The organism is Corynebacterium sp. HMSC05D03, from assembly GCF_001807205.1.
In the GTDB taxonomy this organism is placed as follows: Bacteria; Actinomycetota; Actinomycetes; order Mycobacteriales; family Mycobacteriaceae; genus Corynebacterium; species Corynebacterium aurimucosum.
The window spans coordinates 59,268-71,886 of record NZ_KV788177.1; the positions used below are offsets into that span (position 1 = coordinate 59,268).

At 59.5% G+C, this 12,619-nt stretch carries 11 protein-coding genes; 8 read left to right on the top strand and 3 right to left on the bottom strand.

Annotation, left to right across the window (positions count from 1 at the left end; all coding sequences use genetic code 11):
• The first annotated feature begins 36 nt into the window (after positions 1–36).
• Together HMPREF3147_RS06620 and HMPREF3147_RS06625 are read left to right on the top strand one after the other, a co-directional pair.
• Positions 37–741, top strand: coding sequence for a TIGR03089 family protein (locus HMPREF3147_RS06620; RefSeq protein WP_070446201.1), 705 nt, complete (start codon positions 37–39; stop codon positions 739–741).
• Between the two features lie 24 nt (positions 742–765).
• Complete coding sequence (locus HMPREF3147_RS06625; RefSeq protein WP_070446203.1) at positions 766–1,488, top strand: sulfite exporter TauE/SafE family protein; 723 nt, start codon at positions 766–768, stop codon at positions 1,486–1,488.
• Between the two features lie 101 nt (positions 1,489–1,589).
• On the opposite strand, the gene HMPREF3147_RS06630 is transcribed toward HMPREF3147_RS06625, so the two are convergent.
• Both HMPREF3147_RS06630 and HMPREF3147_RS06635 read right to left on the bottom strand, forming a co-directional pair.
• Positions 1,590–2,540 (bottom strand): type IV toxin-antitoxin system AbiEi family antitoxin domain-containing protein, encoded by a 951-nt coding sequence (locus HMPREF3147_RS06630; protein WP_070446205.1) that lies wholly within the window; start codon positions 2,538–2,540, stop codon positions 1,590–1,592.
• A 181-nt stretch (positions 2,541–2,721) separates the two neighbouring features.
• On the bottom strand, positions 2,722–3,603 hold the full coding sequence (locus HMPREF3147_RS06635; protein ID WP_246815737.1) for a LysR family transcriptional regulator: 882 nt from the start codon (positions 3,601–3,603) through the stop codon (positions 2,722–2,724).
• A 129-nt stretch (positions 3,604–3,732) separates the two neighbouring features.
• Between HMPREF3147_RS06635 and HMPREF3147_RS06640 the strand changes: the two genes are divergently transcribed.
• The 3 genes from HMPREF3147_RS06640 to HMPREF3147_RS06650 are packed head-to-tail and all read left to right on the top strand — an operon-like array spanning position 3,733 to position 7,783.
• The gene (locus tag HMPREF3147_RS06640) at positions 3,733–5,379 is read left to right on the top strand and encodes a thiamine pyrophosphate-dependent enzyme (protein WP_070446209.1); all 1,647 of its coding nucleotides are present in this window, start codon (positions 3,733–3,735) and stop codon (positions 5,377–5,379) included.
• Between the two features lie 12 nt (positions 5,380–5,391).
• Positions 5,392–6,729 (top strand): aromatic amino acid transport family protein, encoded by a 1,338-nt coding sequence (locus tag HMPREF3147_RS06645; RefSeq protein ID WP_070446211.1) that lies wholly within the window; start codon positions 5,392–5,394, stop codon positions 6,727–6,729.
• 13 nt (positions 6,730–6,742) lie between these two features.
• Positions 6,743–7,783: a histidinol-phosphate transaminase gene (locus HMPREF3147_RS06650; protein ID WP_070446213.1), complete on the top strand. Its 1,041-nt coding sequence runs from the start codon at positions 6,743–6,745 to the stop codon at positions 7,781–7,783.
• Here the strand turns inward: HMPREF3147_RS06650 and HMPREF3147_RS06655 are convergent.
• Positions 7,780–8,529, bottom strand: coding sequence for a TetR/AcrR family transcriptional regulator (locus HMPREF3147_RS06655; RefSeq protein WP_371325742.1), 750 nt, complete (start codon positions 8,527–8,529; stop codon positions 7,780–7,782). The genes HMPREF3147_RS06650 and HMPREF3147_RS06655 overlap by 4 nt on opposite strands.
• A gap of 66 nt (positions 8,530–8,595) precedes the next feature.
• Here HMPREF3147_RS06655 and HMPREF3147_RS06660 point away from each other — a divergent pair, with 66 nt between their 5' ends.
• Genes HMPREF3147_RS06660 through HMPREF3147_RS06670 form a run of 3 tightly spaced genes read left to right on the top strand, consistent with a single transcriptional unit; the run spans position 8,596 to position 12,604 of the window.
• On the top strand, positions 8,596–10,107 hold the full coding sequence (locus tag HMPREF3147_RS06660) for a flavin monoamine oxidase family protein (protein ID WP_070446219.1): 1,512 nt from the start codon (positions 8,596–8,598) through the stop codon (positions 10,105–10,107).
• Between the two features lie 2 nt (positions 10,108–10,109).
• Positions 10,110–11,054: a universal stress protein gene (locus HMPREF3147_RS06665; protein WP_070446221.1), complete on the top strand. Its 945-nt coding sequence runs from the start codon at positions 10,110–10,112 to the stop codon at positions 11,052–11,054.
• A complete protein-coding gene (locus tag HMPREF3147_RS06670; protein ID WP_070446223.1) occupies positions 11,051–12,604 on the top strand; it encodes an APC family permease in 1,554 nt (517 codons plus the stop codon). Before HMPREF3147_RS06665 ends, HMPREF3147_RS06670 begins: the two co-directional genes overlap by 4 nt.
• Positions 12,605–12,619: the final 15 nt, after the last annotated feature.

Genomic DNA, 12,619 nt, shown 5'->3' on the forward strand with positions numbered 1-12,619 from the left:
GGCGGGCTGAGCGCCTGCCACCTACGATGGGCGGACATGGAACTCCTACAGCATCTCCTGTCCGCCGATGCCTCTGCTCCCCGGCTCAGTGTTTATAACGAAACTGACGGCACCCGCATGGACTTCTCGGCGCAAACGCTGGAGAACTGGACCTCCAAGATTGCCAACATGCTGTTGGAAGAGCTCGACCTCGAACCAGACACGGATTCTCGCATCCTCATTGACCTTCCGGTGTCCTGGCAGGCTGCCGTCATTGCGCTTGGGGCGCTCGCCGCCGGAGTCCCCTTCGACATTAAGAATGGTGCGGTTGCTACAGAACCGCACGCCGACGATATCGCCGTGGTTTTCACCTCCCCGGAGACCTATCTCAAGGCTGCGGCGGGCGCCGACTCTGCGTCAGCCCCACTGGTCGATACGGTGCTAGTCACGCAGGATCCTTTTGGCCGCGGCGTTGTCGAAAGCGGCGGCGAGCTGCCGCTGGGCACCATCGACTTCGGCCCCACCGTGCGCTTCTATGGTGATCACTTCTATGGCACCACGACCCCACTGCCGGAGCTTTTCCCCACGGATTTGGGCGCTGAGCGCGTGCTTTCACAGGGCTGGACGGACACCGCTTCCTTCCAGCGTGCAGTGCTCGAACCGCTGGCCGCGGGCGGCTCCGCCGTCATCGTGGCGGGCCTGTGCTCAGCCGACCGTTTGCAGGAAATCGCAGACAACGAGAAGGTCACCGTCCGCTCCTAAAAGCCTTCATGAGATAGTAGAGCAATGTTCAGCTGGCTCTACATCTTTATCGGCGTGCTCATCCTCGTGGGGACAATCTGCCAGGGCACCATCGGATTTGGGCTGGGCACCATCGCCACCCCCATCTTGGCGCTGATCAAACCGGAGCTCGTTCCCACGCTTATCCTCCTGCTGGCTTTTGTCATTTCCACCACGACGATGCTCAAAGCGCGCTCGGCGGTGTCCTGGGACATCGTGGCCATCTCCTCCATCGCGCGAATACCCGGATCCCTGCTCGGCGCGTGGGCCATTGCTTCCCTCTCCCACCGCGGGCTCTCCCTATTCATCGGCTGCGCGGTCATCTTTGCCATGACTTTGTCCAGCCTCGGCTGGTCCCCCAAGCGCACCACCACCAACATTGCGGTGGCAGGCGTTGCCTCTGGGTTCCTGGGAACATCCACCTCCATCGGCGGCCCGCCCATGGCGCTGGTACTCAAGGGCTATGACCCAGCCCGCATACGCGGCACCCTGTCGGGTACCTTCATCATCGGCTGCACCATCTCGCTGGCGATCTTGGGCTTAAGCGGGCAAATCACCAGCCTGCAGCTCACCGCTGCCGCGGCTTACCTGCCGGTAGCCATCGTGGGCCTCATCGCCGCCAGCTACCTCAACCGTTTCATCAACGCCAAGGTGCTCAACCGCATCGTCATCGTCGTGGCTATCAGCGCGGCCCTGGCGCTCATCGTTGAGGGGCTGGTTGCTGCCTAGCGTCAGCCGTATGCTGCCGGGCACAACTGCCAGGAACATGCCCCACACTGCCCGTCCTGCCAAAGTTTTCGCCTCTGACTCAAGATCTGGCAATAACTTCGTCACCTAGGGCAGTCGGGTGGCTCCGGGAAGTCGGGCGGTTCTGGATAGTCGGGTGGTTCCGGCGGCACAGGCGGCACATACCCCAAGTGCTCGCTGTATTCCCACGGTTTCGGCTTGGGCGGCAACACTCCCTCGTGCCAGAAACCGATGAACTTGAAGTAACGCTTCTCAAAGTCCGGATTCCTGGCATTAGCTATCTGGTCAATGACATAGTCCAGATGATGCGCCACGCAATGACCTGTATAGCGCAGCGTTAGCCACCCAATCAGTGCGCCCTCGTTGTTCTTCCAATGGTCCCGCAACCATGACTCTTGCTGGGAATGGAATTTCATCCCGTTGATTTCTACCGCAACTTTGAGCTCTGGGAGCACGATGTCCCAGGTGTAGTGGCCGATAACAACGTTGCACTCGACCTTGAGCCCACGCCTTTTCAGCCCCTTGGCTACTTTCACCTCCGCACCAGAATCCGTGAACAACGCGGCCTGCTCTAGCATTCGTTGGCTTGCAACAGGGGTGACATTGAGTGCTTCGCGGTGACTATCCAGTCGGGCGCGTCCGGCCTTCGAGGAGTAGATGGACTCAAACACGCGAATCCCCAGTTCAGGACTAACAGATTTCATGGCGACAAGAGGATTAAGGACCCGGATCCCAGACGAGGTAACGAAACTCTCGACGCTCACCCGCGAGTGCACATAAAAGGTTGATGTCGGCATTCTCTCCACACTGGCGAGCCGCAGTGGAAAAGTCACGGTCTCGCCAAGAAGCACCTGGGCAGCCGTTGTTCCTGTCGCCTTAAGGAATGGCCTGTACTCCTGTAATAGCTTTAATAGTTCTAATGGCTCGGGCCTGCCCCAGACATAAAGCCCCTTGGCAAGTCGCGTAATCTCTCCTCGGCGCACGCGAGTTGCAAGCGCACCTTTAGATAGGCCGCACACAATGCCATGTTTCATGTCATTCCCCCCGGAAAGTTAGGCTCCAAGGTAACACGGCACGCCGCTGTGTGCTGCGCAACCGCCCTACTCGCCAAAGTTATTGTCTCCGCCTCAAGATCTGGCCAGATCTTTGGCAACTGGGGCAGTTTTGTCGACTGCGAAACTAGGCGCGCGAAGCGCCCAGCGCCAAGAAAACGCCCTAGCGAAGCGACCCCTCAATAAAACTGCGGAACCGTTGGGCAATCTGCGCAATCTCTTCCCCCGCATAGTGTCCCGGGGACCAGGCCGCGACCAGCGGTACCCCTGCCAGAGCGCGCTCACCATCGACCACGTCGAAGCCCACCAGCCGCACTGGTTGCAGCTCCGTCATGAGCGCTACGGCTCGCCCAGCACGCGCCAAGGCGCATAACGTTGCCGTATCATCGCACTCCACGTGCGAGCCTAAGGCGTAGCCAGCCGTGCCCACGAAGGAATCCACCACCCCGCGAGACACACTTCGCCGCGAGGGCAGCGCCACATTTTCCTGCAATAACCGTTTAACCTCCACGCTGGTCGAACCCGCACGCTCCAGTGCTAAGGGATGCGTCGGCGGCACCCAGGCACGCACCGGAATCGTGCCCAAAGCCAGCGAGGCCACGTCATTGCCTGGCGGAATGGTAGCAATCACCACGTCGGCGGCGCCTTCCAGCGCGTCGAAAACGTCATAGTGCGTGACCGGGGTCGTGGTGAGCAGAGGGATAGTTGAGCCAGCGGCCTCAATAAAAGGGGCAAGTAGCGTCGAAATCGTCGTCGGCGTAGCCGCCACACGCAACGCCGGGACACTGCCCGCCCGAAGTGCCTCCACCGCCTGCCCGGCGCGCGCGGATTCCGCGAGGAGGCGGCGGCAGGTCGGGATGAGGGCATGCGCCGCATCGCTGAGCGCTAGCGAGGAACCAGCCCGCACGAAGAGCTCCAGGTCCAGTTCTTTCTCAAAGCGCCTAAGCTGCCGGCTTAACGCCGGCTGAGTTATTCCAAGGCGTTCCGCAGCAGCAGTCACCGTGTCGGAATCCACAATCGCAAGGAAATATTTGGCCTTCACCATGTCCATTTCCCTACTTTTACCACCAACCATGCCCTGAGGGTATGCCTTTCCAACTTTCTAGACATTAGACAACATGACATCACCAAAGAATAATGAGACCACCAACACAACTACTTCAAGGAGGTTTCCATGTCACACGTCGGCGCCGCCATTGCCGAATCCCTCGCCGCGCACAATGTGCCCCGCGCATTCCTCGTACCCGGCGAAAGCTTCCTTCCCGTGCTGGACGGACTCTACGATTCCCCCGTCGAAGCCATCGTCACCCGGCACGAAGGCGGTGCCACCTACATGGCTGAAGCCCACGGCAAAGCCACCGGCCAGCCGGGCGTCGCCATGGTCACTCGCGGCCCCGGGGCGGCCAACGCCTACGTGGGTATCCACACCGCTTGGCAGGACGCCACCCCGCTCGTCCTCTTCGTGGGCCTCATCCCCACCTCCGACCGCGACCGCGAGTCCTTCCAGGAATTCGACCCTAAGGCCTGGTTCGGCACCCAGGCCAAGCAGGTCTTCGTCCTCGATGATCCGGAGCGCGCCTCCCGCGTTGTGGCCGAGGCATTCTTCCAAGCCCAGCAGGGCCGCCCCGGTCCCGTCATCGTGGGCTTGCCAGAGGATGTTCTCCACCAGGAGTTCACCGGCAGCATCCACCCACCCATCCCGGTATCGGAGGGCGCGCTTTCCGACGATCACCTGGACCTCCTCTCCCGCGAGCTGAGCCACGCAGAGCGTCCACTCATTTTTGCCGGCGGTCCGCGCTGGACCCCGGAGGCCGCAGAGAAGATCACTCGCTTCGCCGAAGAGCACCGCATCCCGATCATTCAAGACTTCCGCGCCGCTGACCGCGTGCCTTTCGACTCCCCCGCCAACGCCGGCTGGCTCGGATATGGCCGTGATCCGCACGCGGCGCAGCTACTCGAGGACGCCTCCCTGGTCATCGAGGTAGGAGCTGTGCTGGGTGACGTCCCCACCGACGGCTATACCTTGCGCCAGTCTCCGCAGGCACGCAACATCGCCATCAATCCCGATACCAGCCTGCGAGGCCACTCGGTGGCGCTGCTAGAACACATCGTGGCAAGCCCCGTGGCCTTCGCTAACACGCTGGACCGCCTAAACGTCGAGGGCAAGGATAAGCGCGGCGAGTGGTTTGATACCGCGCACGCGAACCACCTCGACTTCGCCACCCTCCCCGAGCCAGCGAACTACCGCCCCGGAAAAGACGGCACCGCCCACATGGAGGCCATCCTCGCAGCACTCCACGAGCAGCTGCCCGAGGATCCCATCTACACCTTCGGCGCCGGCAACCACTGCATCTGGGCCCAGCAGTTCCTGCGCTCGCAGGTCTACCCCTCCCAGTTCAGCGTGCGCAACGGGTCGATGGGCTACTCCATCCCGGCCGCGGTAGCCACCAAATTGCAGTTCCCGGAGCGCACCGTCGTCACCATTGCTGGCGACGGCGAATACCTCATGAACGGCCAAGAGCTAGCCACCGCGCTGCAGTACGGCGCGCCCTTCCTCATCATCGTCATGTCCAATGGCGAGTTCGGAACCATCCGCGATCACCAGAAGAAGCACTTCCCCGACCGCGTCTCCGGCACGCAGCTTATAAACCCGGATTTCGCGGCCGTCGCCCGCGGCTTCGGCGCGCATGGCGAGCTCGTCACCGATGACTCGCAGGCACAAGAGGCGGTAGCCCGGGCCTTGCGTGCCATCACCGAGGACGGCGTACCGGCGCTCATCAACGTCATCACCGACCAGGACCACTCCCTGCCCATCGAATAGAGGAGGCTCACCATGAGCTCTGCCAATACTCCACCAACACCATCCACGCCGCCCACCACTGATCTGAAGGAGGGCGTGCACATTGTGGGCGAGGGGGACGCTGCCAAGCAGCGCCCCGCCGCCTCCACCGCATCGTGGATCATTACGCTCTTCGGCACCGCGGTGGGTGCGGGCATCCTCTTCCTTCCGCTCAATGCGGGCGGTTTCGGTTTCTGGCCGCTCGTCTTCGCTACGGTCTTCATCCTTCCGCTGGTGTATTTTTCACACCGCACCTATGCACGCATCGTTGCGGGCGCACCCAAGGAGGACCATGGCAAGGACATCCTCGAGCTGGTTTCGCAGTACCTGGGCAAAGGCCAAGGAATTGGCTTCGCGGTGCTGTACTGGATCACGGTCTTTTCCACCGTCCTGATCTACGGTGTCTCCATCACCAACGCAGTGGATAGTTTCATCGTCAACCAGCTTGGCGGGCCCTCCATCGACCGCTGGCTGCTCGCCACCATCTGCGTCGGAATCATGACCGGCGGCTTCGCCATCGGCCGCAAACCCATGATTTGGCTGGCCCAAGTGCTGGTCTACCCGCTGATTATTGCACTGGCAATCACCTCCATCTACCTCATTCCGCGCTGGGACCTGCACAGCTTCATCCATTTCGACGATGGTGCCGATGGCTGGGGCCAGATGCTCAAGGGCATCTTCCTCATCCTTCCGGTGCTGGTCTTCTCCTTCTCCCACATGGCGGCGCTTTCGCAGTTTGCCATCGACATGCAGCCGCAGTACGGCGAGAAGACCGAGAAGCGCGTCTCCCGCACGGAGTTCTACACCGCCATCCTGCTCGTCGTCTTCACCATGTTCTTCGTGTGGTCCTGCGTCCTCGCACTTGGCGCCGACGGCATGAATGAGGCACTCGAGCAAAATATTCCGGTGCTCTCCTACTTCGCTAACGTCACGGGCACTCCGTTCATGGCCTACATGGCCCCCATCGTGGTCATCTGCGCCATCGTTTCCTCCTACTTCGGCCACATGCTCGGTACCGAAGAGGGAACGGAATACCTGCTGAAGAACGCCGCGCCACAGCTGGCGGAAAAGGTCTCGCACCGCACGCTGCTCAACATCATCTATGTCATCGTCTTCGTGTGCACCACGCTAGTTGCCATCTTTAACCCCTCCATTATTTCGATGATTTCCGTGGTCTCCGGTGTCTTCGTGGCGTTCATCGTCTATCTGGTTCCGGTGTACATGTTCAAGAAACTGGACGTGTACAAGCAATTCCGCAATGACCCGTGGAACTACTTCGTCTTCGGCATGGGCCTGCTGATCATGGCCGTGACCATCTGGGACATGATTTAGAAAGGACGTGATTATGCTCCGTAGTGATCTCTCAAGCTTCCCCGAGTACAAGGTGGGCAAGGATTTCCCCAATGCCCTGAAACTTTCCTCCAACGAGGTCCCCTTCCCTCCCGCCGAGGACATCATTGCCGCGGTTGCCGACGCCGCCCGCACCACCAACCGCTACCAACAGCCCGGCAGCTTGGAGCTCACCAATGCCTTGTGCAATTACTTAGATGTTCCGGCGGATAATATCTTCGTCTCTGCGGGTTCCACGCCCATCCTGCAGGCCACCATCTTGGCTTCTTGTCAGACGGGTGATGAGGTCATCGTGCCCTGGCGCAGCTTCGAGGCCTACCCCCTCTACGTGCGTATGGCCGGAGCGGAGCCAATTCTGGTCCCGCTCACGGAGGATTACCGCGTCGATCTGGAAGCAGTGCTCGATGCACTGACAGACAAGACCAAGCTCATCATCCTGTGCAATCCCAATAACCCGACGGGCACCGTCATCACGCGCGGTGAATTCCGCGCTTTCATGGAACGGGTGCCCCAAGACGTCGTCGTACTGCTCGATGAGGCCTATTGGGAGTACAACGACGCCTCCGATACCCCGGATTCGGTGGAGGAATACCAGCGCTACCCCAATCTGCTCGGCGTGCGCACCTTCTCCAAGGCGTGGGGTTTGGCCGGCATGCGCGTGGGCTACGCGGTGGCAGGACCGGAAATCATCAACGCGCTGCGGCTACTCTCCCTACCGCTGACGGTGACCGCCATGGCAGAAACTGCCGCGGTGGAGGTGCTCAAGCGCCACGACGAGCTTGACGACGCCGTCGAGATCACCAAAGCACAACGCGACCGCGTCTGCACAGAGCTGGGAGCCGAGAAGTCCTACGGCAACTTCGTCTGGCTGCCGCGCCCAGATGCCGAAGAGGTGGAAACGAAGATGCTTGATGAAGGCGTGGTCATCCGCCGCTACCTCGATGAGGGCGTGCGCGTGTCTATCACGGACGAAGCCGAGACCACCCAGTTCTTGGAGGCCTGGCGCCGCGCAGGGATTCAGCCTTGGAGAAACTAACCAATTTTCTCCTCTGGAAGGTCCGCAAGGAGAGCTTCAAGGCCCAAGCGGAACGGCTCATCTGCATAAGGGTTGCTTTCCTCCGCGCCTTTCTCGGCAGAGGCAGCCGGCAAGAAAGCACCGCGCGCATCGGCTAGTGCCGGTGCGCGAGCTTCGCTATCCATTGGTAGATCAAAAATGTCCTCGGGGGCGTGGACATCGTAGGCGCTGCCGTAGATGAAGGATTCCAGCGCCACGATGCGGGGCATAATGGCCGAATTCGGCAAGCCTGTTTGTTTTAGGACTCGGGCTAGCACCTCGTACATCTCTACTGTGCGGGGCGCTCCGGAAATGGGGGTCAACGCAATAATCCGTACCAGCGGGACATGCCGTGCGCAGACGTCACGGTAGGACGTCGCCCAGCTAACTAGAGCATCACGGGGTGAAATCTTCGGGTCACTCTCAAGCGCGGCATACAAGGAACCACACTCCACCTGCTCCATAACCGCGTCTTCGATGAGCGCGAGCAAGTCCTCCTTCCCCGAAAGGTGGTTATACAGGGCACTGGTTCCCACATTCAATTTGCGTGCAATACGAGCCATTGTGAGCTTTTCATAGCCATCCTCCCCCACAATGGTTAGCGCAGCTTTAGCAATTTTTTCACGAGTGACCAGCGCTTTATGGGGCCGTCCTTTGGGGCGATGAGAACTCACAGCGTTTAAACCTTGTCTTGCGTTACGTTCCTTCTGTACAGTGATACGAGACACAAAATGAATGTTGTTCATTTTGCCGTATCTACCCTTCTATCGTCCCATAGGAACGGAGACACCTTCATGACTTCCCCCGTTAATTCCGACAAGGCCGTTATCGAGCGCGATGTCGTTGTCATTGGCGCTGGCCCCGCCGGACTCATGGCTGCCCACACCCTCAAGAAAAAGGGCTTGAGCGTAGCCGTCCTCGAGGCTCGCGAGCGCGTCGGCGGCCGAACCTGGAACGGGAAGGTTAAGGATGCGCAGGGTGTCGAGCACTTCGTCGAGTTAGGCGGCCAATGGATCTCCCCTGACCAGACCCGCCTCATCGAGCTCGTCGACGAACTTGGACTTGAGACCTTCTCCCGGTACCGCGAAGGTAAATCAATCTATGTTTCCCCGGATGGCACCCGCCACGAGTACGAGGGCACCGTATTCCCCGCTGATGAGAAGACCATTGCTGAAATGGATCGTCTCATCAAGATCATGGATGAGCTTGCGGCAGAGATGGACCCAGCAAACCCCTGGTCACACCCTCGCGCGAAAGAGCTCGACTCCATCTCTTTCCGCTCTTGGCTTGAGGAGCTTTCCGACGATACCGAGGCCATCGACAACGTTTCGATTTATGTGGCGTCCGGCATGCTGACCAAGCCTTCCTACACGTTCTCCACTCTTCAAGCAGTGCTCATGGCTTGTTCCGCAGGCTCCTTCAGCAACCTTGTGGATGAGGACTTTATTCTAGATAAGCGCGTCGTCGGCGGTATGCAGTCCGTCTCCTTAACGCTTGCCAAGGGCTTGGGCGACGATGTCCACCTCGGCACACCTGTGCGCGAGCTTCACTGGGCGGAGCCGGATGCATCTACCGCGGACGAACTCAACAACATCAAGGCAGATGTTCGCAACGGTGTCGCGGGAAATGGCGAGGCCGGAAACGTTACCGCCATTTCGGAGAAGGTCACTGTAAAGGCCCGTTTCGCTGTACTGGCTGTTCCGCCAAACCTGTACAACCGCATCTCCTTCGTCCCGCCGATGCCGCGCGACCAGCAGATTGCGCACCAGCACATCTCCATGGGACTGGTTATCAAGGTCCATGCCATCTACGACACCCCGTTCTGGCGCGAAGAAGGACTCTCCGGCACCGGCTTCGGTGGCGGCCGCCTCGTTCAGGAGGTTTACGACAACACCAATTACGGCAAGAATTTTGCCGAATCGACCGCAGACAAAGAAGACACCTACGGCACCCTCGTGGGCTTTGTCTCCGACGTTTATGCAGAGGAGATGTGGCACCTGCCGGCTGAAGAGCGCAAAGAACGCATTCTCGACGCCATGGCAGATTACCTTGGGCCCAAGACCAAGGAGCCCATCGCTTTCTACCTGTCCGATATGGCAGCCGAGGAATGGACCCGTGGCGCCTACGCTACCTCCTACGACCTTGGTGGACTCTCGCGTTGGGGACACCTTCAGAATCAGCCGACTGGTCCTATTTACTACGCATGCTCCGACATCGCTGCGGAAGGTTACCAGCACGTCGACGGCGCAGTACGCCAGGGCGAGATCGCCGCACTGGCTATCGCAGAGCAAGCGGCGAAGGCTTAAACATGGCTCCCGCAAGTTTCCCTCGCCGCAACACTAGTGGTTGTATCCTCGTGGGTTACGTCGCTACCGATTTCGGCAAAGACGCGTTGCGTTTAGGAATTGCTCTCGCAAAAGAGCGCAACGTGCGCCTCGAACTCGTTATGGTAGCCCCCGCTCATAGCTCCTTCTCGGGCGTTTATCCGCACGACCGTGGCTATGACTCCATTGTGGAGGAACAAATCGCTGGATGGCTGGAGGAGGCTCTCGCAGAGGTTCCTGAAGCAATCACTGCAACCGCACGCATCGTGACGGGGGATTCCGAAGCTGCCGCGCTCTGCGAAACTGCAGAGACCCTTGGTGCCGACTTGCTCGTCGTTGGTGCCCGGAAGGGTGGCCTCTTCGGACGTTTCCAGATGGGTTCCGCGGTCAATGCGCTCTTGCACTCTGCCCCCGTTCCTGTCGCGCTCGCGCCGCGCGGATACTCCTACCAAGGCCCTATCACTCGAGTCACGACCTTTTTTGGCCCTCGCCGTGGCACCTCCGACGTCATTGCGATCGGCCTTGATCGTGCACGTCGCCGTGAGATTCCCTTGCGCCTCGTCTCGCTCGTCCTAAGCGGTGAGTCTGACATGCATGGGCTCGGAACCGACGTGCCCAGCGCGCTCAATGCTTATGCCAACCGTAAACTGGCTGACTCCGCTCAGCACATGCTTGACGCCGGGCACGCCACCACCGAGGTGGCGTCTGGCAAAGACGTCAGCACAGCCTTGGAAAAGCTGAGCTGGCAAGACGGGGAAATCGCCGTTGTCGGTTCCTCCCGCATGGCCGTTCCTGGGCGTCTCTTCTTAGGCTCGACTGCGTCTCGAATGCTCCGCTTGATCCCAGTCCCCATGATTGTTGTGCCCGCCGGCTATATGCAGGCCGGCGAAGAGAACAATCTTCTATCGAAAGGTGGTGACAGCTCATGACCACCACGACCCCTTCGACGCCAACCACCCACTCTGTTAAAGAGACAGCATCAGACAAAGGGCTAGCTACGGGCCGCGTCGGATTGCTTGGTGCAGTAGTTATTGGCATCAGTTGCATCGCCCCTACCTATACGCTGACCTCCGGTATTGGCCCAACGATTTCAGCAGTGGGTCAATACGTCCCGGCAGTACTGTTGCTGGGCTTTATCCCCATGCTGCTTGTAGCGTTTGCCTACCGCGAGCTCAACAACGCAGTCCCTGATTCCGGTACTTCCTTCACGTGGGCTACGAAAGCCTTCGGCCCGTGGGCCGGCTGGATGGGAGGATGGGGACTTATCACCGCCACGATTCTGGTGCTATCAAACCTGGCGGCAGTGGCCGTAGATTTCTTCTACCTGCTTCTTGGCCAGCTCTTCAACAACCCGGCTATTAGTGATCTGACTCGGAACCTGTGGGTCAATATCCCCACTACCTTCGTCTTTATCGCTATCGCGGGCTACATCTCTTACCGCGGACTCGACTCAACGCAAAAGCTGCAGTATGTACTCGTTGCGATTCAGATTGCTGCCATTGTGCTTTTCGACGTCGTTGCAATCCACAACACCTATAACAACGGCGGATTCGACTTCACACCGATTTCGCTCGAGTGGTTCAACCCGGTTGGCATAGGAAGCTTTTCCCTCATCGCGGCGGGCATTTCACTGTCTATCTTCATGTTCTGGGGATGGGACGTAACCCTCACGATGAACGAGGAAACGAAGAGCCCCGAGAAGACTCCCGGTCGTGCAGCTACGATTACGGTACTCATCATCATCGCGCTGTACATCCTCACCGCGCTGGCAGTTATCTCTTGGGCCGGCACAGGTGACACGGGCCTGGGCGCTGGTAATCCAGAGAACCAGGAATCAATTTTCGCGGTGCTTTCAGAGCCTGTCTTGGGCAAGGCCTCGATTCTAATCTATATCGCGGTCCTGTCCTCTTCCTTCGCCTCCCTGCAGTCCACGATGGTGGGCCCCGCCCGCACCTTGCTGGCTATGGGCTACTACCGCGCATTGCCGCCGGTGTTCGCCAAAATTAGCCCACGCTTCCGTACACCGTCGACGGCCACCATTGCGTCCGCTGCAGCGGCAGCCGTGTTCTACGCGGTAACCCGGCTTATTTCGGAAAACGCGCTATGGGACACCATCGCTACGATGGGCCTCATGGTCTGTTTCTACTATGGAATCACGGCCGTGGCCTGCATCTGGTACTTCCGAACTGAATTGTTTAGCTCGATGCATAACATCGTGTTCAAGTTCCTCTTTCCCACTGTGGGCGGCGGATTCTTGCTCATGATGTTCTTCATCACTGCATTCGATTCCATGGATCCGTCCTACGGATCCGGGTCTGAAATCGGTGGTATCGGCATGGTCTTCATATTGAGCGTCGCTGTCTTAGGGCTCGGCGTATTCATCATGCTGTTCACTCGCTTTGCCCATCCAGGATTCTTCAAGGGCGAAACCCTCACGCGAATTTCCTCGCGCGACGACGACCAGCAACCGCTGGTCTAACTACACACGAGAAAA

Bases quoted from the DNA above. Each gene is read 5' to 3' on its own strand.
- HMPREF3147_RS06670 (WP_070446223.1), top strand. From the start codon at position 11,051: ATGACCACCACGACCCCTTCGACGCCAACCACCCACTCTGTTAAAGAG.
- HMPREF3147_RS06665 (WP_070446221.1), top strand. From the start codon at position 10,110: ATGGCTCCCGCAAGTTTCCCTCGCCGCAACACTAGTGGTTGTATCCTC.
- HMPREF3147_RS06625 (WP_070446203.1), top strand. From the start codon at position 766: ATGTTCAGCTGGCTCTACATCTTTATCGGCGTGCTCATCCTCGTGGGG.
- HMPREF3147_RS06645 (WP_070446211.1), top strand. From the start codon at position 5,392: ATGAGCTCTGCCAATACTCCACCAACACCATCCACGCCGCCCACCACT.
- HMPREF3147_RS06635 (WP_246815737.1), bottom strand. From the start codon at position 3,603: ATGGTGAAGGCCAAATATTTCCTTGCGATTGTGGATTCCGACACGGTG.
- HMPREF3147_RS06620 (WP_070446201.1), top strand. From the start codon at position 37: ATGGAACTCCTACAGCATCTCCTGTCCGCCGATGCCTCTGCTCCCCGG.
- HMPREF3147_RS06660 (WP_070446219.1), top strand. From the start codon at position 8,596: ATGACTTCCCCCGTTAATTCCGACAAGGCCGTTATCGAGCGCGATGTC.
- HMPREF3147_RS06650 (WP_070446213.1), top strand. From the start codon at position 6,743: ATGCTCCGTAGTGATCTCTCAAGCTTCCCCGAGTACAAGGTGGGCAAG.
- HMPREF3147_RS06630 (WP_070446205.1), bottom strand. From the start codon at position 2,540: ATGAAACATGGCATTGTGTGCGGCCTATCTAAAGGTGCGCTTGCAACT.
- HMPREF3147_RS06640 (WP_070446209.1), top strand. From the start codon at position 3,733: ATGTCACACGTCGGCGCCGCCATTGCCGAATCCCTCGCCGCGCACAAT.